The following is a 25,413-nucleotide window of genomic DNA, read 5'->3' on the forward strand; positions in this document are numbered from 1 at the left end:
CTATGGGTTAAACTCGTATTTTTGTTGTTTTACACTAAACTATTCCGAATTTTGTTATAATTGGTAATGTCATACTTTATAAATGTAATTCTTCCTATACCTCTTGATAAAGAGTTTACCTATAGTATTAATAAAACTGAAGCTGCATTTTTGCAACCAGGAATGCGGGTGGCTGTTCAATTTGGAAAAAGTAAGGTATATGCTGCTTTGGTAACGAAGGTGCATCAAAATCCACCTTTGGTATATGAAGCCAAAGAGATAGAACATATTCTTGATGAATCACCAATAGTTACCCAACATCAATTAGAACTATGGTCCTGGATTTCTAACTATTATATGTGTACAAAAGGAGAAGTAATGCGAGCAGCACTTCCCGGAGCCTTCTTACTAGAAAGTGAAACTATAATTCTGAAAAATGAAAAATCTCTTTTTGACGAATCCTTGTTAAAAGATGATGAGTTTTTGATTTATGAAGCATTACAATATCAGAGCTTACTTCGTATACAAGAAGTGATGAATATTGTAGGTAAGAAAAATGTATTACCCGTCATAAAACGACTAATAGAAAAAGAAGTTATTACGGTTCAGGAAGAAATTTATGAGCAGTATAAACCCAAAATAGTTCGGTATATTCGATTAAATACAACATACACTAAAGAAGAAGCACTGCGGGATCTACTAGATACAATGACCAGAGCACCTAAACAGCGAGAGGTGTTGATGCATTTATTTACGTTACAGGCTCAAGCCACTAAGCCAATTAAAGTAAGTGAACTTGTGAAAACTTCTAATAGCTCTGCAGCTGTAATACGAGCATTAGTAGATAAGAATATCTTAGATGAATACCATTTGCAAACAGATCGTGTTCAATATACAGGAGAGACGACAGGAAATACCAAACAGCTTAATGAGTATCAACATAAGGCTTATGAAGAAATAAAAAGTTCTTTTGAAAATAAAGATGTATGCCTTTTTCATGGGGTTACTTCATCTGGCAAGACAGAAGTATATGTAAAACTTATAGAGCAAGCTATCCAGAAAGAAGAGCAGGTATTGTATTTACTTCCAGAAATTGCTCTAACAACACAACTTATTACTCGATTACAGGAATATTTCGGAGAAAAACTCACCGTATATCACTCAAAGTATTCTGTTAATGAAAGAGTAGAGGCGTGGAACAATGTAAAAGCCAAAAAATCAAAAGCGCAGGTAGTTATTGGTGCGAGGTCGGCCATATTTTTGCCATTTGCCAATTTGGGATTAATTATTGTAGATGAAGAACATGAGAATACCTTTAAGCAATATGACCCTGCACCCAGGTATCATGCTAGAGATACAGCAATTGTCTTAGCAAAAATGTTTTGCGCCAAAGTGGTGCTAGGATCTGCGACTCCGGCTCTTGAAACGTACTATAATGCCCGACAAAAAAAATATGGATTTGTGCAATTGACCAGAAGATATGGTGATGTACTAATGCCAGATATTAGTTTAGTAGATATAAAGACAAAATATCGAAAAAAAGAAATGACAGGTCATTTTAGTGATACCTTGTTAACAGGTATTCATAATGCTTTAAAAGAAGGAGAGCAAGTTATTCTTTTTCAAAACAGAAGGGGATATTCTCCTGTGGTAGAATGTAACACTTGTGGACACTCCCCCCAATGTCCAAATTGTGATGTTAGTCTTACCTTTCATAGCTTTAGAAATCAATTACGATGCCATTACTGTGGGTATCATATAGCAATGCCCCAAAAGTGTATGGCTTGTGATAGTGTTGATTTAACGACAAAAGGTTTCGGAACAGAGCAAATAGAGAAAGAGCTGCAAGAGCTTTTTCCTGATCATAATATTGGCAGAATGGATCAGGATACAACCAGAGGAAAACATGGCTATGAAAAGATTATAAGCCGTTTTGAAGAAGGAGATATTGATATTATGGTGGGTACACAAATGCTCTCTAAGGGATTAGATTTTAGAAATGTGAGTCTTGTTGGTATAATGAATGCTGATAACTTACTTAATTTTCCGGATTTTAGAGCACATGAACGTAGTTTTCAATTAATGCAACAGGTAGCAGGTAGGGCAGGTAGAACCAAAAAAAGAGGTAAAGTTCTGATTCAAACTTACAATCCTTTTCATCAGATTTTACAACAGGTATCTGTTAATGATTATATGGGAATGTTTACCGATCAAATTGAGGAAAGACATCAATATAAATATCCTCCTTTTTATAAAATAATAAAGATTACTGGTAAACATAAAGATTACAATAGAGTAAATGAAGCTACAAATTGGTTAGCAAAATCATTTAGAAACGTATTTAATGAAAATGTTTTAGGACCAGAGTTCCCTCCAGTTTCAAGAATACGAAATCAATATCATAAAAATATAGTAATAAAAATACCGCAAGGTCAATCTTTAAATAAAACAAAAGAGGTGATAAAAAAAATCAACACTTCTTTTAAGAGTATTAAAGAATTTTCAGGGGTAAGAGTTATAATTAATGTAGATAACTACTAATTATTTAAAGCTTCTATCAGAGAATGTTTTTTATGCCTGCTAAGAGGTATTTTTTCATCCGCTATTTCTATATTACGACTATTGTAACGCTCTACTTTATCCAGATTCACAATATAAGATTTGTGAATTCTTAAAAAGCGATCACTAGGTAATTGGGCTTCAAAAGATTTCATTGTAGCTAATACAACAATGGGATCACCTTCTTCCATTATAAGTTTTACATAATCTCCTAAAGCTTCTACATACTTTAATTGATTAAGGAAAATTTTTCTTTTTTTCAGATTACTCTTTACAAAAATATAATCGTCATCTTCTACAGTAGTATTTTCTCCTCCTATACGGGACATGCTCAAAGCTTTATCAACAGCAGCATTAAAACGATCTTTTTTTAATGGTTTTCTTAAATAATCTATTGCATCATAGTCGAAAGCTTTAAATGCATATTTCGTTTTTCCTGTGACAAAAATAATATGAGGTTTATTCTCTAAATCATCCAAAAGATCAAAGCCAGTAAGAATTGGCATTTCAATATCTAAGAATAATAAGTCCACTTGAGTGTCGAGTAAACCATTTTTTGTCTCAATAGCATTATTCCACTCAGCCACTAATTCTAGTGAAGAATGTTCGTCTATTAGCTTTACAATAGCTAGTCTTTGGAGGCGGGAATCATCTACTACCGCACATTTTAATTGAGATTGCTCCACTTGTTTAGTGTTATATATTCCAATACAATATTAATGAATATATCTTATTTGCACAAACAATTTCGGCTTTTTATCGATAAAAATAGTGTTTCGTCGAAATGACATTAGGGTTTGAAAATCCAAAAAATAGTCTTACTTTTGCACCCAATTTTAATTTAAATATAGATTTTTATGAATCAATACGAAACTGTTTTCATCTTGAATCCCGTTTTATCTGAAGATCAGATAAAGGAAACAGTTAAGAAATACGAAGACATTCTTGTTTCTAATGGTGCCAAGATGATATCAAAAGAGGATTGGGGGCTTAAAAAGCTTGCTTATGCAATCCAACACAAAAAAAGTGGATTTTACCACTTATTCGAATACCAGGTACCTGGTGAAGCTATCAATGCTTTAGAAGTTGAGTACAGAAGAGATGAACGAGTAATGCGTTACCTTACTGTACGCCTTGATAAGCATGCAATTGCTTGGGCAGAGAAGAGAAGAAATAGAAACAAACAAAAAGCTTAATTATGTCATCTATAGAACAACAAGCGAAAGGAAAAAAAGACGGAGAGATCAGATATCTTACTCCTCTTAATATAGATACATCAAAAACGAAGAAATATTGTCGTTTCAAAAAATCTGGTATTAAGTATATTGATTATAAAGATCCAGATTTCTTAATGGCATTTGTAAATGAACAAGGTAAGTTATTGCCTCGTCGTCTTACAGGAACTTCATTAAAATATCAACGTAAAGTAAGTGTTGCTGTAAAAAGAGCAAGACATCTAGCTTTAATGCCATACGTTGGTGATTTATTAAAATAAAACTCGTCATAACATATTATGGAACTTATATTAAAGAAAGACGTTGAGAATCTAGGATTCGCAGACGATGTAGTAGAAGTTAAGAATGGTTATGGTCGTAACTATTTAATTCCTAATGGACTTGCATTATTAGCAACTCCTTCTGCAAAAAAAGTACTTGCCGAAACATTAAAGCAACGTGCTTTTAAAGAAAAGAAAGAGATCGAAGATGCAGAAAAAGTAGGAAAGAAACTTAGTGGATTAGAGATCAAAATTTTAGCAAAATCTGGAGCCGGAGACAAGTTATTTGGTTCTGTATCTAATGCTGATGTTGCAGAAGCATTTGCTAAAGAAGGAGTTGAATTAGAAAAGAAATTTATTACTGTACCAGGTGGAACCATTAAACGTCTAGGTCAGTACGAAGCTTCTGTTCGCCTTCATAGAGAAGTGATTGTTCCTATTGCTTTTGAAGTAATCACTCAAGCTAAATAGATAAATAACAGTTGATAACTGTTTTATAATATTATAAAAAATCGCTCTTATGAGCGATTTTTTTATTTTATTTTTATTCTTAATCAATTAATTAAAAGTTATTATTACATGAAAAAAATTATTCTATTAATTTTGGTATTGATAGGGGGTACGATCAATGCTCAGGTCACTACTTCTAATATTTCGGGGATAGTACGTGATAGCGAAAATCAATTACTACCAGGGGCTAATGTTACCGCAGTGCATGGGCCTACAGGCACTTCGTATGGTGGAGTGACTGATTTCGACGGGCGTTTTAATCTAAACAATTTACGAGTAGGAGGACCATATAGAATAACAATAAGTTATGTAGGTTTTAAAAAACAACTTATTGATGAAGTGTTTTTGCAGTTAGGGCAAACCTTCAATCTTAATATAACATTGGTCGAGGATAGTAATCAATTAGAAGAAGTTGTAATTACGACAAATAAGAACTCTACATTTAGTAGTGATCGCACTGGTGCAGAAACTAGTGTAGGCAGAAGAGAATTGCGAACATTACCTACAATATCACGTTCTGCAGCCGATTTTACAAGGCTGGAACCTACCGCAAGCGGAAACTCTTTTGGAGGAAGAAATGATCAGTTTAATAATTTCAGCTTAGATGGTGCTGTATTTAATAATCCTTTTGGATTAGATGCTGCAACTCCCGGAGGCCAGACCGATGCGCAACCAATCTCATTAGATGCTATCGATCAGATTCAGGTGTCTACAGCTCCTTATGATGTAACATTATCGGGGTTTACAGGAGCATCTGTTAATGCGGTTACAAAAAGTGGAACTAATACTTTTAAAGGAACTGCTTATGGATTCTTTAGAAATGAAAGTCTTACCGGAGGAAAAGTAAAGGGAGAAGATGTGTTTAAGTCTGATCTCGAGCAAACACAATATGGATTTAGTATTGGCGGACCTATCATAGAAAATAAACTATTCTTTTTTGCGAATGCAGAGAGAGATCAACGTACCGATTTAGGTTCATCCTGGTTACCTAATACAGGTAGTGGTGCAATAAATGAATCTCGTGTATTAGAATCCGATATGATTGCAGTTAGTAATGCACTCGCAAATTTAGGATATACCACTGGCGCATACCAAGGGTTTACGTATGATTCTGAATCGACCAAAGGGATTCTTAAATTGGATTGGAATATTAATGATAAACATAGAGCAGCTATTATTTATAATTTTTTAAGAGCTTCTAAAGAAAAACCTGCACACCCAACAGCATTAGGAATTCGAGGGCCTAGTGCTTCTACATTACAGTTTGAAAATTCTGGCTATGAGATTAATAATAATATAAATTCTTTCCAGTTAGAAGTCAATTCTACGTTCTCTAGTAAGTTTGCTAATAAATTTCAGGCAGGGTACACCCATTTTGATGATTTTAGAAATCCATTATCAACACCGGCACCTGTAATTACAATTCAGGATGGTGCTGGATCAAATTATATCATTGCTGGTCACGAACCATTTTCTATCAATAATAAATTAGATCAAAAAGTAATTCAGGCAACTAATAATCTTAATATCTTCTTAGGAGATCATACAGTTACGGTTGGAGCATCTTTCGAGATGTTTAGATTTAAGAATTCGTTTAATTTAACGGCATATGAAGACTTTGCTAATTTTGGATCAACATATCGAGGATTATTTTCACCCTATGGTTCGGTAAGTTCTTTTTTAGATGATGCAAATAATGGTGTAGTTGCTGCTAACCTGCAATTTGCACAAGATCGTTTTGCTGCGCTAAATGCTGCAGGAGATGGTAATGATGGAGGATGGAAATTGGCAGAATTAAACGTTGGGCAATTGGCTTTTTATATTCAGGAAGAATGGAATATTACAGAGCGATTTAAGTTTAGTTATGGGCTTAGACTTGATAAACCACTATATTTTGATACCGATGAACGTATACAAGAGTATATAGATACAGATAATGGAGCTAGTAGAGATGAGAGTGTCGTATATTTTAATCCTAATGAAGGACCAGTATCTTTAAACTCTACTACTTTACCAACAGATAGACTTTTAATATCACCAAGATTAGGGTTTAATTATGATGTAAGAGGAGATAAAACTTTTCAACTACGTGGGGGGACCGGTATATTTACAGGTAGATTGCCATTTGTATGGATAGGGAATCAGGTGAGTGGGGCAGATGATGGTTTCTTTCAAATTGTAGATCCGGATTTTCAGTTTCCACAGGTATGGAGATCTAGCTTAGGAGTTGATTATAGATTAAGTAATGGTATAATCCTAACAGGTGATTTTGCGTATACAGAAGATGTTAATGGAATTCATGTTCAGAATTGGGGATTACGCGAACCAACACAAACACTGTCGGGAGTTGATAATAGACAAATATATGGAGCTACAGATAGAGGTGCTAATAATGCTTTTGTGCTAACTAATTCTAACAAAGGAAGAATTGTAAATGCCTCTTTTAAGGCAGCTAAGAATTTTGACAATAACCTGTATGCTAGTATAGCCTATAGTTATTTGGATGCTAAAGATGTAAATTCTATTGAAGCAGAAATTACCGGAGATGCATTCGCGGGTAATCCTGCTTTAGGGAATGCAAATAATGATGTCCTATCATACTCTAAATATGGAGATCGACACAGAATTATTGCTATTGCTTCTAAAAAATGGACATATGGTAACGAGAAATTTGCTACTACTATTTCTGCTTTTGCAGAGTTTGCACAAGGAGGCAGGTTTAATTATACATATGCAGGTGATATTAATGGAGACGGATCTTCTTTGAATGATTTAATTTATATCCCTACACAGACCGAATTGGCAACATATGCATTTAGTGGTGCTTCATTTAATGAAAGAGAAGCGCAAAGAGCTGCTTTTGAGGCGTATGTTCGGCAAGATGATTACCTTAGGGATAACAGAGGAAGTTATGCAAAACGATATGGAGCTATTGCTCCTTGGAGAAATAAGGTTGATTTTAAATTACTTCAGGATTTTAATATTAATGTTGGAGAAAGAACAAATACGATACAGTTGAGCTTAGATGTTTTAAACCTAGGTAATTTAATAAATTCGGATTGGGGATTAGTGCAACAACCAAATAATGTGCAAGTGTTGGGAGTTAATGTAGATACAGCTACAAATACACCTACCTATTCTTTTGATCCTAATTTGGTTGATACTTTTGGATATGACTCTAGCCTTCAATCAAGATGGCAGGCTCAGGTAGGACTACGATATATATTCTAAAAAAAGAATTTATTCTTCTTTTAAAGCATAAAAAAGCCTTCATTTAGAAGGCTTTTTTATATTTTGGAAACTATTGATTGATTAATCGATAGATAAGTATTGCAGTACGCTTGGTCAACGCTTCAAAAGTCGTTAGATCTAATGTTTCTTTTGGAGTATGTGCTCCGGTACCCATAGTTCCTAATCCATCCAGACAATCTACATGCTCTGCTACAAAAGAAGTATCTGCAGCTCCACGTTTACCAGGATCATAAGCTTCGACTACTCCTTGTTCTAGATCTTTACTTATTTCATTTAGTAATGTTAATAATTTGTGGTTGCCTTCAGTTGGTTGCATTGCCGGATAGCTATCGGTAAAAGTGATAGTCGCACTGGTATGAGGTAAGTTTTCTTCAGTAATTTTTTTCATTTTTGAACGGGCTCTTTCTTTTTGTTCTTCAGAGATAAAACGCAATCCTCCTTTTACCATAACGGTTTGTGGCACAACATTACTTTTTCCGAAGGCTTCTCCTTTGCTTATTGAGCTATCAAACTTAACTTCTGTTCCTCCCAGAATTACTCCAGGATTAAAGGTTAAAAATTCTTCTCCTTTAACATCGGTATAGAAGGCGTTTAAAATTCTGGAAGCTTCAAAAATAGCACCTGCACCTACACGTTCATTAAAAACACCAGATGAATGTGCTCTTTTTCCCTTAACTTCTAGTTTCCATCCAGAAGACCCTCTACGGGCAACAGTAGCATAATTAAATCCTGTAGATGTTTCAAAACCCAGAGCAACTTCGCTTTTTTTTGCTGCATCAATTAAATCTTTTCTACTAATATCTAATGGTTGACCTGTGCTTTCTTCATCTCCGGTAAAAGCAACTATGATTTGTGCATTATTAAGTAATTTATTTTCGTGTAAGGCTTTTAAAGCATATAATACAACAACATTTCCGCCTTTCATATCATTGGTCCCGGGACCATATGCAATATCACCATCCTTCTTAAATTTCTGAAAAGGACTATCTTTTTCAAATACTGTGTCCAGGTGTCCAATGAGTAGTATTTTTTTCCCTTTACTTCCAGAAGTTTCGGCAAACAAATGTCCTGCTCGATTTACTTCTGCAGGCATATCAATCCATCGAGTATTAAAATCAATTGCATCAAATTGCTCTTTAAACACCATTCCTACCTCTTTTACACCTTCATGATGCATTGTTCCGCTATTAATATTTACGACCTTCTCTAAAAATTGAATAGCCGATTCATGATTGGCTTCTATCGAATTAATAATTTTTTTTTCTGTTTTAGAAAGTTTTTGAGCGTTCATAGTTAGTGTTATGAAAAGAAATAAAAAGAGATGTGGTATACGTGTAGTGAAAAAAGTATTCATGTTGTGTGATGTTATTTGTTGAATGATAAATATAAGGACTTTAGGAGTTATAGGTTTTATATTTTTGAGTGAAGGGAAAAATAGAGATTAGAAGACAGTATTTATTGTTTTAAAATCATCTTTTTATAATTACTTTTGCAGTCAATTTTTTTACAATGAAATATCAAAGATTAAGTAAGGAACAATTAGAAGAATTACATGTAGAATTCATCAACTTTTTGGCAACACAATCTATTACTGCAGAGGAGTGGAATGAAATTAAAGAAAATAAACCTCAGGTTGCCGAAGAAGAGATTGATATTTTTAGTGATTTGGTCTGGGAAAAAGTACTTACTAATGCACAATATCTAGAACATTTTTCGAAAGATCAGATACATTTGTTCGAATTACAGGATAATGAGATGTGTCTTATAGCGGTAAAGGTAAATAATGACGCTATTGATATCACTACACAAGAAGGATATCAATGGTTGCAAGGGAATTTGCTAAATGACGAAGTGGTATTTTATAATGCGTCTAAGCACTATAGTGATGATAAAAACCTGGATAAATTTACATTAATCCAAAAAGGAGCAAATATTACTAAAGGAGAGTTATATCACTATTTTGCTAATATGATCGAAAACAGAGAATAATAGCAACTGTTTTAAAACAATAATTAGTGATCACAGGATTATAAGAAATGTCTTATATAGGATGTGAAAGGTAATATGTAAGTTAATACTATTCGTATCTCAAAGATTCTATAGGATCTTGTTTTGCTGCTTTTACGGCAGGATACAATCCGGAAACAACTGCAATAACAAAAGAAATAGTAGTGGCTGCAAATATGGCGAGCCAGGGAGTGCTAAAGGAAAAATTAGCAGCAGCCGAAATCCCTCCACCAATCAGGATTCCTAGAATAATCCCTACAAGGCCACCAATTTGACCAATAATAATGGTTTCCATAAAAAATTGTCCTGCAATGGTATGTTTTTTAGCTCCCAACGCTTTTCTTACCCCAATTTCCCGAGTTCGTTCGGTTACAGAAACCAGCATAATATTCATTAAGGCAATTGAAGAACCAAATATGGTAATAATACTAATAATCCAGGCAGCGTAATACAGATAAACAGTAATACTAGCTATTCGGTTTAATAAGTCATCACTACGTTCAAGTCCAAAATTATTTTCTTCAATTGGATTTAATTTTCTTATGTTTCTAAAAGTGAGAATGGCTTCATCTTGAGCGCCTTCTAGAAATTGTTTATCATCTACTTTTACACTAATACCATAATTAATATTAGGGAGTGTAAAAATAGATCTCGCTATCTGCAAAGGAATAAGGACTCGTAAATCCTGATTATTTCTAAATGTGGCTCCTTTACTCTCCAGAAGCCCAATTACTTTAAATTTCACTCCTCGAATACTTATCGTTTTTCCCAAAGGATTCGTATCCTTAAATAAATTCTTTTTGAAATCAGATCCGATGAGACACACATGATTATTGTTTTCTACATCAAAAAAAGTAAAATTTCTACCATTGTCTATCTCAGTTCCTGTGTTTTCAAGATAATTTTCATTAATCCCTACTACAGATACTTCGGGATCGGTTTTTTTACTTTCATATTTTACTTCGGCATTACGTGTACCAGTGAAGTGAATAGAGGTTTTAGAGAAAGGATAACTAAACTTATCTTTAAATTCTTTTACATTACGATAACTAATAATAGGATTGATTTTGTCTCGATCCCGACTATTTCTTGTGTTAAATTCGTAACGTTGAATATTAAAAGTATTCGCACCCATTGAAGCAAAATCTCCAGAAATTGTATTTTCTAAAGCGCCAACCAAAGTAAGTATTCCAACCAATGATGTAATACCAATTGCAATGATTAATATAGTAAGAACAGTTCGTAGAACTTGCCCTTTTATAGAGTCCATTGCGATTCTGATATTTTCTCTAAAAAGTGAAAACATAATAGTTTTTAATAGTGAGTTCTTTATATAGGACTACAAAACGTGTTTAAAGTTACTCAAAAAACCAGATTTTTTATAAGTATTGATCCACGTCTTTATACTTTTTTTAGATATTTGCAGCTCGAAATAACAGGTAGATATTAGGGAGTAGTTAATGGTTTGTAGCTATGGTGCTGATCCTTAACTATCTAATCGCTGCTTGTATACAGATTAAAATGACATATGAGTACTGTATAGAATAGTATATTTGCATGCTTTATAAATTTGATAAACATGGTGATATATCTTCTATTGGCTCTTAATAAAAACTAGATAATGGCACAAAAACCATCAATACCAAAAGGAACACGTGACTTTTCGCCTATAGAAGTGGCTAAGAGAAGTTATATTATGAATGTTATCAAATCACAGTTTCAATTATTTGGTTTTCATCCTATCGAAACTCCTAGTTTTGAGAATAGTGATACCTTGATGGGCAAATATGGAGAAGAAGGAGATCGATTGATTTTTAAAATATTAAATAGTGGTGATTATCTAAATAAAGTGGATGAAGCTTTATATTCATCTAAGAATAGTACTAAAATGACTACCAAGATCAGCGAAAAAGCACTTCGTTATGATCTTACAGTACCATTTGCACGTTATGTTGTGCAACACCAGAATGAAATTGATTTTCCGTTTAAAAGATATCAAATGCAGCCCGTATGGAGGGCAGATAGGCCACAAAAAGGACGTTTTAGAGAATTTTATCAATGTGATGCAGATGTGGTAGGAAGTACTTCTTTATGGCAAGAAGTCGACTTTGTTAAACTTTATGATTCGGTTTTTACCAAGCTAAAACTTGAAGGAGTAACCATTAAAATTAATAATCGTAAAATCCTTTCAGGTATTGCAGAAGTAATAGGAGCGAGCGATAAACTAATTGATTTTACAGTTGCCCTGGATAAATTAGATAAAATTGGTGAAGATGGAGTAAAAAAAGAGATGTTAAATAAAGGGATTTCTGAAGCTGCTATAGAAAGTGTAAAACCACTTTTCAACTTTACAGGAACAACTTCAGAAAAGCTTGATAAATTGCGAAATATGTTAGCTTCTTCTGAAGAAGGAATGCAGGGAGTAGAAGAATTACAATTTATAATTAATGCTTTTAAGGAGATTCCTTTGGAGACTGCAACTTTGGACCTTGATGTTACACTAGCGAGAGGATTAAACTATTATACAGGGGCTATTTTTGAAGTATCTGCACCAGATACTGTAAAAATGGGATCTATTGGCGGTGGAGGTCGATACGATGATCTAACGGGAATTTTTGGATTAAAAAACATTAGTGGTGTGGGAATTTCTTTTGGTTTGGATAGAATTTATCTTGTTCTTGAAGAATTAGGATTGTTTCCAGAAACTGTTGCACCTTCGACCAAAGTACTATTCATAAATTTTGGAGAAGAAGAAGCATTTTATTGCTTAAAAACAGTTAATATACTTAGAAATGATAACATAATTGCTGAGCTATATCCAGATAATGCCAAAATGAAAAAACAAATGGGGTATGCGAATAAAAGAGCAATACCTTATGTTGTACTTGCAGGGTCTTCTGAAATGAATAATAATACATTTACGATCAAGGATATGCAATCCGGAACTCAAAAAGAAATGGATTTAAAGGAATTAAAAGAGCTTTTGCGATAATTTTTTTCTTATTTTTAAGAAATAAAATACTAAATTAACGTTACTACTTATAACATTAATTTAACTATATATTGTCTTAAAACTAGAATTATGAAAACCCCTATTTTATCCATTTTCCTTTGCCTGATATTATTATCTGTAGTTTCTTGTAAAAAAGATCCTAAAACAGATACCGTAGATCCTGTAGAAATCCCTAGAGGTGATACCTCTAATTTTATCGAAGAAACTGAAAAAGAAAAGAAACCTGTAGTTAAAAAGAAGAAAAAAACAACTAAAGAAAAAAAGGCTACAAAAGATGATAATACACTACACATACCAGGAATTTTTGATACTACAGATAACTCTTATTCTAAAAAGTATATAAAAGATTATGAACGCTATGTGGAAAACTATAAGAAAGCTGTAGAAGCAAATGATATGGATTCTTTTCTTAAATTAAGTGATGCAAGTAGTGATCTTAGTAAGCAATATAACCGTCTCATGAATATACTTCCAGGAGAGGAAATACAAAAACTCAGTGAATATATGCAAGTTAAATCAGAACAACTTGCAGAATTATCTTCTAAAATGTAACTTCTTAGATTCAGTGTTTTCAAAAGGGGATAAGTAATCGTCCATTTCTCTTTTGATTCATAATACCAACCTATTTAAAACACCAAAAATGCTAGGTGTATTGAGTTTTTTTAATTCTTTACACCTGCTTTTGTACTCGGTTTTTATATTCAATTTTAACAATATTGTTTATGTCGTGTGCTTTTAGTTTTAATTCCTAAAAAACAACTAATACACTAAATAATGTGCTTTTTTTCACTGAATTCAGTGAATTTTTTTCTTATTGAGATGTATATATTTGCACCGAATGTTAACTCTTTAAAACTTTTAAATGCCAATATAGATAGCAATACTATAGTGGTTTTAGAGATTTTAAGTATATAATTATTGTATCACCACTTTTTATTATTCTTATGAAAATAAAAGTACTTCTAATCTTATCTTTGATAGTCCCTACAGTACTATATCCTTTTAGTAATGGAAAAGATTCACTTACCGTTAAAACAGATAAAAGAGAAAAAGTAGTAACAGAAAATACAGCAATTTCTAAGTTTGTTAAATTCCCCGAACTGGATAAAAAATTCCCTCTAAAAAATACGATAGACATCTCCTATGCTCCAGAATTTACATTTAGTAATATCAAGAAAGAATATAATGCTCCAGGAGAATTAGTTAATCAAGGGAAAGAAGATGCTAAAGTTGGTTTTGAAGAAATAGATAAAGAAGGGAAATGGGTAACATCATTTAGTAATGAAGATATACAAACATTACCTGTTGGAGTAAAATACATAGCAAACGAAGTCGAATACCAGCTTGGTTTTACTAAAGCCAGATTTAATAAGGAATATACAGAACTCACTGTTTTTGTTAGGGTTATTCTTCCTCAGACAGACGAAAAAGGAGATCCTTTAGAGATTTTTTTTGGAGCTAATAATGTAAAACTTTCACACCAGGGTGGATTAATGGGTGATGCTAATTTGGTATTACTTGGAGATGTGTTTATACCTTTTAATGGTGGTAATTGGCTACTGTCTTTAAAAGGAGGGTTTGATTTTAAAACCGGAGATACCCAAAACAAAACATTTGTAACGATTAATTGCGACGGAGTAAAAGAAATGAGATTGGATGGAGAAGTTCAATTTTCTCGTAATATGTTACTTCCGGTTGATGAGAAAGGAAAACTTTTAGAAGAAACGAGATCATATACTGGTGCAGATAATAAAATTAGGCAGATACCGAATAGAGTACACGGAAATTTTAAAGCAGTAGCGTCAAATTGGAATGATCTGATCGTAGAGATCGGAATTACACCATTTGTTCTGACCAATCAGAAAGACAAATTTATGTTTTCGCTAAACAAAGCAGTATTTGATTTTAGTGACCTAAGAACAGAAAATGTTACTTTTCCAAATCACTATTACGAAAAAGGACTTTTATTACCCAGTGAAGAAGCATGGCGAGGAGTATTTGTTGAGTCACTAGAAGTAGTACTTCCAAAAGAATTTAAAACAAAGGAAAGTATTTCTAAAAACGAGAGAGTACGTTTTGAAGCTGCTAATTTACTCATTGATAGTTACGGGGTTTCTGGTCAATTTGCTGCAGAAAATATTATCCCTTTAGAATCAGGAAGAACATCAGAATCTAAGGCATGGGCTTTCTCTGTTGATAAGATTGGTATTGAGCTGGCTTCGAATAGATTAATAGGAGCAGATTTTAGTGGCCGTATCTTACTCCCTATTTCTGATAAAGGACAAGAACAGAATAGTAATGAGAAAATGGGATTGGGATATAAAGGAATTATATCAGAAGAAGAATATGGTCTTGTTGTTTCTACTTTAGATACATTACAATTTGATGTATTTCAGGCCAAAGCAGAATTATTACCTAATTCTGCTGTAGAATTAAAGGTTGAAGATGGCTCTTTTTTGCCCAAAGCTATTCTTAATGGAAGAATGGCTATTTCTGCAAGCCAAAAAGAATCATTGGCTAATGAAGGAAATAAAATCGATGAAGACAATACCGTTCAATTTAAAGGAATCGAATTTCAAAATTTAGTACTTCAGACAACATCACCAATTATAAAAGTAGATTATTTTGGATATAAAGATGAAGTGAAGCTAAGCAGTTTTCCTGTATCGATAGCTGATATTGCTTTTACTTCAAATGAGTATGAAGCAGGAATTGAATTTGACCTGAAGGTAAATCTGATGGGAAAAGGGTTTGCTGCCGATGCTCGTTTAGGAATTTTCGGAAAGTTTGAAGAAGAAGAGTATAAGCAACGATGGAAATACGACAGGTTAGACATTTCAGAAATTCATCTTGTAGCAGATATGGGGGCTATACAATTAGAAGGCTCTTTACTGTTAATGGATAATGATCCGGTGTATGGAGATGGTTTTTCTGCAGAAATCACTGGTACGTTTGGTAGTTTTGGGCCACTGAGCTGTAAAGCGATTTTTGGAAAAAATGAATTTAGATATTGGTATGTTGATGCTGCGATAAAAGGTTTAAAAATACAAGCTGGACCGTTTCAAATAAATGGGTTTGCCGGTGGTGCATTCTATAGAATGAGTAGAAGACCTAATGCAGGCCCTGATTTCTCACCTTCTGGGCTTTCTTATATTCCTGATGAATCTACACGATTGGGGGTAAAAGCAGCTGTTTTTGCAGCAATCGGAGATGAAAGCGCAATTGCAGTAAGTGCCGGTTTTGAAATAGAGTTTAATAAAAGCGGAGGTGTAAATCGACTTGGGTTTTATGGAGAAGCACAAGCCATGAAAGCATTTAGTTTTGAAAACCCTGTAGCAAAACTTTCAGAAAAGCTTAGTGGAATGGTAGATAATGAAATGGTAAATGGCATTATGGACACCAAAGCAGGCAAAACATTCATGGATAAAGCAACAGAAGAATATCCTGAAGAAATTGTAGGAGAAGTAGCAATTAGTGCAAAATTAGCCATGGAACTTGATTTTGTGAACAAGTCATTTCATGCTACACTAGATCTATATGTTAATGTAGGTAGTGTTATTGTAGGAAGAGCATCCAGAGGTCGTGCCGGATGGGGGGTTGTACATATATCACCAGATGAATGGTATGTTCATATGGGGACACCAACGGATAGATTAGGTCTAAAAATGGGAATAGGTCCTCTTTCTATGGAAACGGGAGGGTATTTTATGACTGGAGATCGAATACCAGGTAGCCCACCACCACCACCCGAGGTAGCCCAGATACTTGGAGTAGAAGCAGAAGTTTTAGACTATATGCGAGACGAAAATGCATTGGGAGATGGTAGAGGTTTTGCCTTTGGAAGTGATTTTAAACTAGATACCGGAGATCTACGATTCCTTATTTTTTATGCACGTTTTCAGGCTGGTTTAGGATTCGATATCATGCTTAAGGATTATGGAGACGCTCGCTGTGTAAATACAGGTGATGAAGTTGGGATTAATGGATGGTATGCTAACGGACAAGCATATGCATATTTGCAAGGAGAACTCGGAATTCGAATCAAATTATTTTTTATAAAGAAAAAGATTCCGATTATAAAAGGAGGAACAGCAATACTAATGCAAGCCAAAGGTCCAAATCCGTTTTGGATGCGAGGGTATGCAGGAGGGTATTTTGATTTACTCGGAGGTTTGGTAAAAGGAAGCTATCGATTTAAAATTACATTAGGTAAAGAATGTGAGTTTGAAGATGCCGCACCATTAGGAGGTATAAAAATGATTACAGATCTTACTCCCAAAGATGGGGATAATGATGTCGATGTTTTTGCAGCTCCACAAGCAACATTTGCAATGAAAGTAAATCAACCTATTGTAATTCCTGAGGATGATGGCGATAAAACATATAAAGTTATTCTAGAAAGGTTTACCGTTGTAGATGAAACCGAAAAAGAGATTATAGGTGGATTAGAGTGGGGGTACATGAATGATAGAGCAACATTTATCTCTGATGATATTTTGCCTCCGGCAACTAAATTAAAAGCTACTGTAGAAGTAAGCTTTCAGGAAAAAATAGATGGAGTCTTTCAAACTATTTTAGAAGATGGTCAGAAAGTGATTGAGATCGAAGAGAGAAATTTTACAACAGGTACAGCCCCAGACCATATTCCTTTACATAATATACAATATTCCTATCCCGTAGTAGATCAACAATTATTCTATTCTGGAGAATATAATACCGGATATATACAATTACAACGAGGACAAGATTATCTCTTTGATAACACGCAATGGCAAAGTATAGTAAAATATATAGATGATAACGGAAGAATAGAAGAGTCTGCTTTTAACTATAATAATTCTGGAAATAAGGTAAGCTATACTATACCAAAAACCAGTAAAGAGACTAAGTATTTAATGACTATAGTAAGTACTACCAAATCTTCAAAAGATTCGAACCAAGATGAAACCACTACAGAGACCAAAGATTTAGGCGAAAATAATACTCTCGAAATTCGAAAAAACAATGCTCAAAATGTCATAAAAGAAGGAGAAATAGAAAGACTGAGTTATGAATTTAAATCAAGTGAGTATAAAACCTTTGCTGCAAAAGTGAAAGATATAAGTGTTACAGATAATGATTGGGGAAAAATTACTTCTGATGTAGTATACTTAACGTCTAAGATAAAAAATCATGAAGGTTTTGATATCGTAGAACTTAGAGGAAATAAATATTCAGAAAAGAAATCTTTGGTAGTAGTAGAATCGACATTAAAAGATGAGTATTTGATAGAAGATATAGACCCTATATTATATCGATATTATGGAATAAGTAAAAAGTATACGATTAGCAGAGACCCATCGATCTTAGGATTTATACCCAAAAGAGCCCTCCCCATTAGTTCAAATTATCTTACTAGCCTAGAACACGGGGTAGATCTAAATTGGAGAGCGATTAATTTCCCATATCGATATAATTTACCAGAAGTATATAAAGTTGATTATTTAGATGTAAGAAATAAAGTGATGAATGATTATGTAGATGGAGTTATTCCTGCTAATGATCCTGCACTACAAATATTGGATAGCGAATATCTATTTATGAGATATGGAAATTATAATGTAAAACTTACCTATAAGCTTCCTGGCGGAATAACAGGAAGTAGTGCATATTACAAATTTAAAAACCCAATGAAAATACGTTAATGAAAAGGCTTTTATACATAATAGTATTTTTTGGAATAACTAGTTTGGGTTATAGCCAGGGAAATGAAGATACTTCTCAAAATGAAGTTCAGATCATTGCCAGGTTTCAAAATAGTAAAGTTCTATTGCGATGGGCACCAACTGCTGCTGGAGTATGGTTAAAAGGGAATAAATATGGATATCTTTTAGAGAGATTTACAGTCAAAAAACAAGGAAAACTCTTAACACCACCATATGAAAGAGTTGTTTTGCAAGATTCTATTCGCCCCAGACCTGTAGAAGAATGGGAAGATATAGTTCATAAAAATGATTACGCAGCTATTATTGCTCAAGCTATATACGGTGAAGGTTTTCAGGTAGAAGACATGCAGGAGGGAGGAGTAGCTCAGATCATTAATAAATCTGCAGAGATAGAACAGCGATATTCATTTTCGTTATATGCTGCGGATATGAATTTTGAAGGTGCTCAAATGGCAGCTTTAGGATATGTTGATGAGACAATAACCGCAGGAGAAGAGTATTTATATCGTATAAAAAGTAGAATTCCGAAAACAAAAAATAGTAAAGAGATATCAAGCTCGGTTATTGTTAATACAGTACACTCAGAACCTTTACCATCTCCAATAGACCTTATTGCTGTTCCCGATGATAAAAGTATTTTATTAACCTGGGAATATGAGATGTTTAAGAGTGTTTTTACTTCTTATTTTGTAGAACGCTCAGAAAATGGTTCAGATTTTAATAGGCTTGGAGATATACCTTTGGTTAACCTTAATGATAAACCTGATCATCCTGCAAAACGAATGTTTTATGTGGATACCATATCACAAAATAATAAAAGATATCACTATCGGGTAATTGGGATTTCACCATTTGGAGAAGAAAGTCCGGCATCCAAAATTGTTTCGGCTAAAGGAGTTAAAAAATTAGCTGCAACTCCACATATTTTAAGACATGAGTTTGATGCAGAGGGAAATATAGTTTTAACATGGGATTTTTTAAAAGAAGCTGAACATGAGATTACAAGTTTTGAATTGAATTGGGCAGCTCAGGAAGCTGGTCCGTATAAAGCGGTACTATCCAACATTAGTCCAAGTGCCCGTAAAACTACATTCAGACAACCAGAACCTTCAAATTATTTTAAGATTACAGCTCATGGTCAGAATAACCAAAAAAGCACGTCATTAAGTGCATTTGTTCAAACTATAGATAGTATTCCTCCATCAACACCTATTGGATTAGTAGGTACGGTAGATAGTTTGGGAGTAGTGCAAATAAAGTGGCAGGCAAATACAGAAAAGGACATGTTGGGGTATCGTATATTTAGAGGAAACTTGAAAAATGAAGAAGTAACCCAAATAACAATTTCTCCTATAGAAAGCACATCGTTTCAGGATACAGTTCAGGTAAAGTCGCTAAATAAAAAAGTGTATTATCAGGTTGTTGCTGTAGATCAACGTTTTAATATGTCTGAGTATTCAGAAAAACTTACCCTAAAAAAACCAGATGTTGTCCCTCCATCTTCCCCGGTATTCGAAGAATATAAAGTAATCGATAAAGGAGTATTTGTAAAATGGATCAATAGTTCTAGTGATGATGTTAGCTATCATCAATTGTATCGCCAAAATACAAAGGAAGCTGATAAAGGATGGCAATTATTATTTGAAACAGATACCATAAACTCATATACCGATACAAAGTTAAAATCTAATCAAAAATACCGGTACGCTATTTTCGCTCAAGATGATAGCGGATTAGTATCGGCACCTTCTGTACCGATTACTGTTATTGTTAAGAATGTTGATTTAGATAAAGTAATTAAAGGATTTTCGGGAACAGTAGATAGGGTAAGTAAAAAAATTAGTTTGTCATGGCGCGTAACTACCAAAGAAGTACAGGAAGTATTGATTTATAAATCAAAAGAGAATGAAACACCAGTATTGTGGAAGCAACTTTTGTCATCAAAAACAAATTTGATAGACACTAATATTTCTCCTAACAATACCTATGTATATCACATAAAACCTTTCCTAAAAGCAGGAGGCTATGCTTCTATGGAAACAATTAAAATAAAATATTAAGAGATGAAAAAGATAGCTTATTTATTTTTTATGACCTTTTTCTTATTATTAGGAACCTCGGGTATAGCTCAAAGTTATGAACTTACAATAGGTGGATATGTAGGAGATGGTAGCCCCGGAACAAGTTGTGGTTCTGGTTCTAAAGGATTACAATATATAGAAGCAACATACCAAAACGGAACGAAAACAAGAATTTTTGAGCCGGGAGTGTATGAGAATAAACCTCTTGTAATGACTCCGGTTATATTTAATGAGAGTAATAAAATTGTACACCTACGTTTTCATACCAATAAAAGAAGAAGAAACTCGATAGGTAACTGTAAATCTAAACGAAGAAATGGAGATATAAATATTACAGGGTGTTATTATAGAGATTATAATTTTAGCGAGTTTTTACCAACTCCATCTGCTGTACCAGGAAATGCTATCATAAATGTAAGACCAATTATTACATTAAATACTTCTGCAGTTTCTGATATTATTGGATATGAAGACTCGTTTGAAGTAACTTCAACTGCCGGATTTAATACCGGAGTTTATAAATGGCAATACCAATTATCCCCTGGAGCTGTTAATCCTAATGGTTCATGGCAAAATATTCCATTACCCGCAACACCTAATGTATTTAGAGCAATACCGCAGGATTTTTTACCAAAATCAGCAATAGGACAGAATATTTATTTTAGGATTTTACCTTGTGTAGATAAACCATCAGAGAATATTATTAGTTTTAGATTACGAAGATCTGCACCTCATATTGTTTCTCCTCCAACAATAACAGATGTTAGTTGTTATGATAGTATTGATGGTGAAGTAAGAGTAACTTTTGACAGAGCATTAGAACCAGGAGATAATTTGGGAATAGCTGTAAGCGATATGTCAAGACCAATAGGAACTGATCCAGATGGTAATACAATTTATGCTGCTGTAGAATCATATTCTAATATTTCGTTTGATGGATCTAACAGCTATACTTTAACCGGGCTTCCACCTAGTACTGCCGGTTTTAAATTAGATATGATAGGAGGGTATAACGGATTTGTGTATTACACAGGAGATGCAAGCCATACGGCTGTTGTAAATATAGGTAAACCTACCCCGGTTTCTTTTGAAGTTACAGAAATCGTAGATGTATGGTGTAATGATGGTGATACAGACATTAATAATAATACCGATGGAGAAATACATCTAAGTGCAGCAGGAGGTGGTACCGGTAATTATGAATTTGCTATAAAAGAAGCAGGAACGTCCTCTTTTACATGGCTTCCTTTTGCAAATACTAGTACTCATGACATAACAGGTTTAAAATCGGTTACTTATGAAGTGCAGGTGCGTAAAAGGGTTAGAGGAGGAAGTGTATATTGTGTTGCTCGAGAACAAATAAATGTAGCAGGAGAAATAAGACTGGGAGACGATATAGTAGAGTCTGAAATCATAGAAGAACCAGATGAACCATTACAGGTAGAATTATTAGAATATAAAGAGCCAACCGCCTACGGTTTTTTAGATGGGTTTTTTAAAGTTCGCATTTTTGGAGGAACCGCCTTAAATGATGATAGCTATACTTTTGAATGGAAAGATGATACCGGAAATGTATTAACTACTACCACAACAAGTGTATTACCGGGAAATCAGGGATATCAAGTGATATTACATTCGATAGGCGAAGGAGTCTATAATTTAAGTGCAAGAGATGCCAACTATAATGATGCCACTTACAAAGATGGATGTTTCTTTACCAATATTGAATATAATCTGGAACAACCCGAACCACTTGAAGTAACCATAGAAATATATAATCCTATCTCGTGTAATATTGATAACGAATATAGTGATGGCATCGATTTTAATACCCCTCTGGGAATTCCAGATCAATTTCAGGATGGAGCATTAGTGGTACATGCAAAGGGAGGCGTGAAATTTGATAATACTATTGCCAATCCCGGGGAATGTAGGGCTAATTTTATGCCGTATTGTTATCGTTGGAAAAAGAATGTAGGAGGAGTTTGGCAAAATATTGCTGTGAATGATAGTATTATAGAGAATCAGAGTGTAGGTATGTATGCACTAAATGTAGAAGATAAAAATGGTATTGTATTAGGGACTTATGAAGCCTATACAGATGTAGATGGTACCCGACAATATAGGTTAGTTCAGGCAATTGATAGCACAAAATATTTAACACAGCCGGATAAACTAGGAATTTCTTTTACCAATACTGTTGTCACATGTGCTAATGGAGACGATGCAGAGGCAACGACTTTTGTTGTTGGAGGAACACCACCATATACATATGAGTGGAGTAATGGAGAAACTACTCCAACCATAACCAATCTTATAGCAGGAACATATTTGATTTTTGTTACAGACGCTAAAGGCTGTCAAATAGAAGGAAGTGTAAAAATCGATCAGCCTGGCGGACTTGAAATAAACCCTATATCAGTAATATCTCCAACATGTTTTGAAGGTAATGATGGGCAAATCGAGGTAGAGATTAAGGGGGGGAATCCACCATATAATTATACATGGAGTACAGGTAGTACCTCTACACTTATTAATGGATTGCCTTCTGGAACGTATAGAATAGAAGTAACAGATAATAAAGGATGTAAAGCATTTTATGAAGAAAAGCTAGTTGACCCCGATCCTATTATAGTGAATATGGAGGAAAAACGTTCGCTTTGTAATGACCAATCACTTATCCTTGATATTGCGATCGATGACCTGGGAGCAACCTACTCATGGTTTAGTGAAAATGGATTTACAAGTTCAGAAAGTACTGTAGAGCTTACCAAAGCAGGAAGATATGTTGCTACAATTACCAGTAGTCTGGGATGTGTGGGAATAGGAGCTATAGAAGTAGAGGTTTTTGATACTCCAATAGATTCTGATTTCTTAATTACAACACAAGCATATACCGATGAAGAAGTGATATTAGTTAATGTAAGTGAACCTATAGGCGAAACTGTAGAATGGACAATTCCTGAAGGAGTAGAAGTTGTTTTAGAAAGCAAGGAAAAATTAATACTCAAGTTTGAGAAAGAAGGTCCTTACGATATTAATTTAAGATCGTATCAAATGGATTGCTATCAGGATTTTACAAAAACTATCTTGGTTCAGCCGGCTATAGAAGCTCCAGAACAATTTACTTCTCAAGGAGAATTTATAGAAGAATTTATTGTGTACCCTAACCCTAACGGAGGCTCTTTTAAAACAAAGATCAGTTTGGCAGAAGAATCTAATATCACTTTAAAAATAGTAAACCTGATGTCGGGTGCTACAATGCACGAACGTGTAGAAAAAAATAATCTTGATTTCCTACTAGACTATTCTCTTACACTACCAACAGGTGTGTATTTGATGTTATTAGAAACTCCTAAGGGATCAGAAACCCGTAAACTAGTGTTTGAGTAAGTCTTTTTTAGTATAAAGAGTCTTTTGATATGTTTTTATAATATGAATAGAATAATATACATACTATCTATACTTTGCCTTTTTGGTTGCGCCAAAGAAGAGGCAATACCTGTCATTGCTGATTTCGAATTTGAAGTTTTTAATGATGATTTTTCAATTCCAGTTCAGGTTGTTTTTTTTAATAGAACAAAAGGCGGGGAAGATTATGAGTGGACTTTTGAAGGAGGAGTGCCTTCCAGGTCGGTAAATCGAAATCCGGGAGTTATACAGTATGATGCAAAAGGAGTGTATACTATTGAGCTTACCGCAACGAATCAGGATGGATCTCAAGGTACAAAAACTTTAGAAATACAAATTGATGATCCGGTGGTTGTAGATTTTGAAATCACAAATCTGATAGATAATTTCTCTCCGGCTAGTTATACAATACAAAATAACTCTTCTGGAGCAGATAGTTTTTCCTGGACTTTTGAAGGAGGAATTCCGGCAAGCTCTACCGACCGTGATCCGGGAGAAATAGTATTCACAGAGCCCGGAGATCATGTGATTAAATTAGAAATTGGTAACGGGCGAGAAACATATGATTTACAAAAAACGATTACTGTTGCTCCGTTTTTGGTATCAGATTTCGAGTATCAGATAGCTTTTGATGACGATGATTATCAAATACCCGCTCGTGTACAATTTCAGAATAATTCAATTAGCGCTACCTCATATCAATGGACCTTTGAAGGAACCGTTTCTTCTTCTTCCGCAGAAGAAAATCCAGAGATAACATTTACTCAAGAAGGGATTCAAACTATTAGTTTAACAGCCTTTAACGGAAAAGAAACAAAGACTATCAGTAAACAGGTTGAATTTTTTAAAAACACAAATCTTAGAGAATTAAATGATATTAGGTTTGGGATTAATACAGCACATACGGCCAATACAAGAGGGAGTTTTTATACCATAGCAAAGCGTACACTATTTACTGCTAATGAGATAACACCAGGCGTTGAACAAGATGTTGATTTGGTTTTCTTTGGTTTAAGCAACACTTTTAATCGTAATCGATTTGTAAGCCCTGATCAATTATCAGGAACTACTTTTGATGAATTACAAGGCCCTAAAAACACCATTTTTATTAATTCTCAAGAACTGTGCAATTGTTCTGCTTCATTAACACCATCACAGTTTGATGCTATGCAGGATGATACATTGTTAAAAAACCTGGTGATAACTGAAACTCCGGGAGGGTTACAAGATTTTGATAATACAACAGTACCAAGAATTGTTCTTTTTCAAACTGAGGAAGGAAAGAAAGGAGCTATTAAGATTAAGAGCTTTGTAGAGGATGGACAGAATTCTTACATACTGGTGGATATTAAGGTTCAAAAAGAGTAATTAAAATGAGTATAAGTATAATAAATAGGATAA

15 protein-coding genes are annotated in these 25,413 nt (G+C 34.0%); 12 read left to right on the forward strand and 3 right to left on the reverse strand.

Features of this window, described 5'->3' with window-relative positions:
* Positions 1 to 66 precede the first annotated feature (66 nt).
* Positions 67 to 2,520: a replication restart helicase PriA gene (gene priA, locus NNH57_RS21635; protein ID WP_108807650.1), complete on the forward strand. Its 2,454-nt coding sequence runs from the start codon at positions 67 to 69 to the stop codon at positions 2,518 to 2,520.
* On the opposite strand, the gene NNH57_RS21640 is transcribed toward priA, so the two are convergent.
* Positions 2,517 to 3,224: a LytR/AlgR family response regulator transcription factor gene (locus tag NNH57_RS21640; RefSeq protein WP_025666968.1), complete on the reverse strand. Its 708-nt coding sequence runs from the start codon at positions 3,222 to 3,224 to the stop codon at positions 2,517 to 2,519. The genes priA and NNH57_RS21640 overlap by 4 nt on opposite strands.
* A 171-nt stretch (positions 3,225 to 3,395) precedes the next feature.
* Here NNH57_RS21640 and rpsF point away from each other — a divergent pair, with 171 nt between their 5' ends.
* The 4 genes from rpsF (at position 3,396) to NNH57_RS21660 (ending at position 7,774) form a co-directional block, all read left to right on the forward strand.
* The gene (gene rpsF / locus NNH57_RS21645) at positions 3,396 to 3,734 is read left to right on the forward strand and encodes a 30S ribosomal protein S6 (protein WP_024769054.1); all 339 of its coding nucleotides are present in this window, start codon (positions 3,396 to 3,398) and stop codon (positions 3,732 to 3,734) included.
* Positions 3,734 to 4,033: a 30S ribosomal protein S18 gene (gene rpsR, locus NNH57_RS21650; protein WP_174412104.1), complete on the forward strand. Its 300-nt coding sequence runs from the start codon at positions 3,734 to 3,736 to the stop codon at positions 4,031 to 4,033. Before rpsF ends, rpsR begins: the two co-directional genes overlap by 1 nt.
* Positions 4,034 to 4,051: 18 nt before the next feature.
* The gene (gene rplI / locus NNH57_RS21655) at positions 4,052 to 4,504 is read left to right on the forward strand and encodes a 50S ribosomal protein L9 (RefSeq protein ID WP_074406684.1); all 453 of its coding nucleotides are present in this window, start codon (positions 4,052 to 4,054) and stop codon (positions 4,502 to 4,504) included.
* A gap of 108 nt (positions 4,505 to 4,612) precedes the next feature.
* Positions 4,613 to 7,774: a TonB-dependent receptor gene (locus NNH57_RS21660; protein WP_108807649.1), complete on the forward strand. Its 3,162-nt coding sequence runs from the start codon at positions 4,613 to 4,615 to the stop codon at positions 7,772 to 7,774.
* Positions 7,775 to 7,844: 70 nt separating this feature from the next.
* Here NNH57_RS21660 and NNH57_RS21665 read toward each other — a convergent pair whose 3' ends face one another.
* On the reverse strand, positions 7,845 to 9,086 hold the full coding sequence (locus NNH57_RS21665; protein WP_234423350.1) for a M20/M25/M40 family metallo-hydrolase: 1,242 nt from the start codon (positions 9,084 to 9,086) through the stop codon (positions 7,845 to 7,847).
* Positions 9,087 to 9,304: 218 nt separating this feature from the next.
* Here NNH57_RS21665 and NNH57_RS21670 point away from each other — a divergent pair, with 218 nt between their 5' ends.
* Complete coding sequence (locus tag NNH57_RS21670) at positions 9,305 to 9,784, forward strand: DUF6495 family protein (RefSeq protein ID WP_074406681.1); 480 nt, start codon at positions 9,305 to 9,307, stop codon at positions 9,782 to 9,784.
* Positions 9,785 to 9,872: 88 nt separating this feature from the next.
* Here the strand turns inward: NNH57_RS21670 and NNH57_RS21675 are convergent, their stop codons facing one another.
* Positions 9,873 to 11,108: an ABC transporter permease gene (locus NNH57_RS21675; protein WP_074406680.1), complete on the reverse strand. Its 1,236-nt coding sequence runs from the start codon at positions 11,106 to 11,108 to the stop codon at positions 9,873 to 9,875.
* Between the two features lie 315 nt (positions 11,109 to 11,423).
* Between NNH57_RS21675 and hisS the strand changes: the two genes are divergently transcribed.
* The 6 genes from hisS (at position 11,424) to NNH57_RS21705 (ending at position 25,380) form a co-directional block, all read left to right on the forward strand.
* Complete coding sequence (gene hisS, locus NNH57_RS21680; protein WP_074406679.1) at positions 11,424 to 12,794, forward strand: histidine--tRNA ligase; 1,371 nt, start codon at positions 11,424 to 11,426, stop codon at positions 12,792 to 12,794.
* A gap of 90 nt (positions 12,795 to 12,884) precedes the next feature.
* Positions 12,885 to 13,367, forward strand: a complete 483-nt coding sequence (locus NNH57_RS21685) for a hypothetical protein (RefSeq protein ID WP_074406678.1) — start codon at positions 12,885 to 12,887, stop codon at positions 13,365 to 13,367.
* 392 nt (positions 13,368 to 13,759) lie between these two features.
* Positions 13,760 to 18,499 carry a hypothetical protein gene (locus tag NNH57_RS21690; protein WP_108807647.1) on the forward strand — a complete coding sequence of 1,580 codons (4,740 nt, stop codon included), beginning with the start codon at positions 13,760 to 13,762 and terminating at the stop codon, positions 18,497 to 18,499.
* Positions 18,499 to 20,580 carry a fibronectin type III domain-containing protein gene (locus tag NNH57_RS21695; protein WP_074406676.1) on the forward strand — a complete coding sequence of 694 codons (2,082 nt, stop codon included), beginning with the start codon at positions 18,499 to 18,501 and terminating at the stop codon, positions 20,578 to 20,580. Before NNH57_RS21690 ends, NNH57_RS21695 begins: the two co-directional genes overlap by 1 nt.
* A 3-nt stretch (positions 20,581 to 20,583) precedes the next feature.
* Complete coding sequence (locus tag NNH57_RS21700) at positions 20,584 to 23,994, forward strand: T9SS type A sorting domain-containing protein (RefSeq protein ID WP_108807646.1); 3,411 nt, start codon at positions 20,584 to 20,586, stop codon at positions 23,992 to 23,994.
* 42 nt (positions 23,995 to 24,036) lie between these two features.
* A complete protein-coding gene (locus tag NNH57_RS21705) occupies positions 24,037 to 25,380 on the forward strand; it encodes a PKD domain-containing protein (RefSeq protein ID WP_074406674.1) in 1,344 nt (447 codons plus the stop codon).
* The last annotated feature ends 33 nt before the right edge of the window (positions 25,381 to 25,413 follow it).

Origin of the sequence: Aquimarina spinulae (assembly GCF_943373825.1) — a bacterium.
In the GTDB taxonomy this organism is placed as follows: domain Bacteria; phylum Bacteroidota; class Bacteroidia; order Flavobacteriales; family Flavobacteriaceae; genus Aquimarina; species Aquimarina spinulae.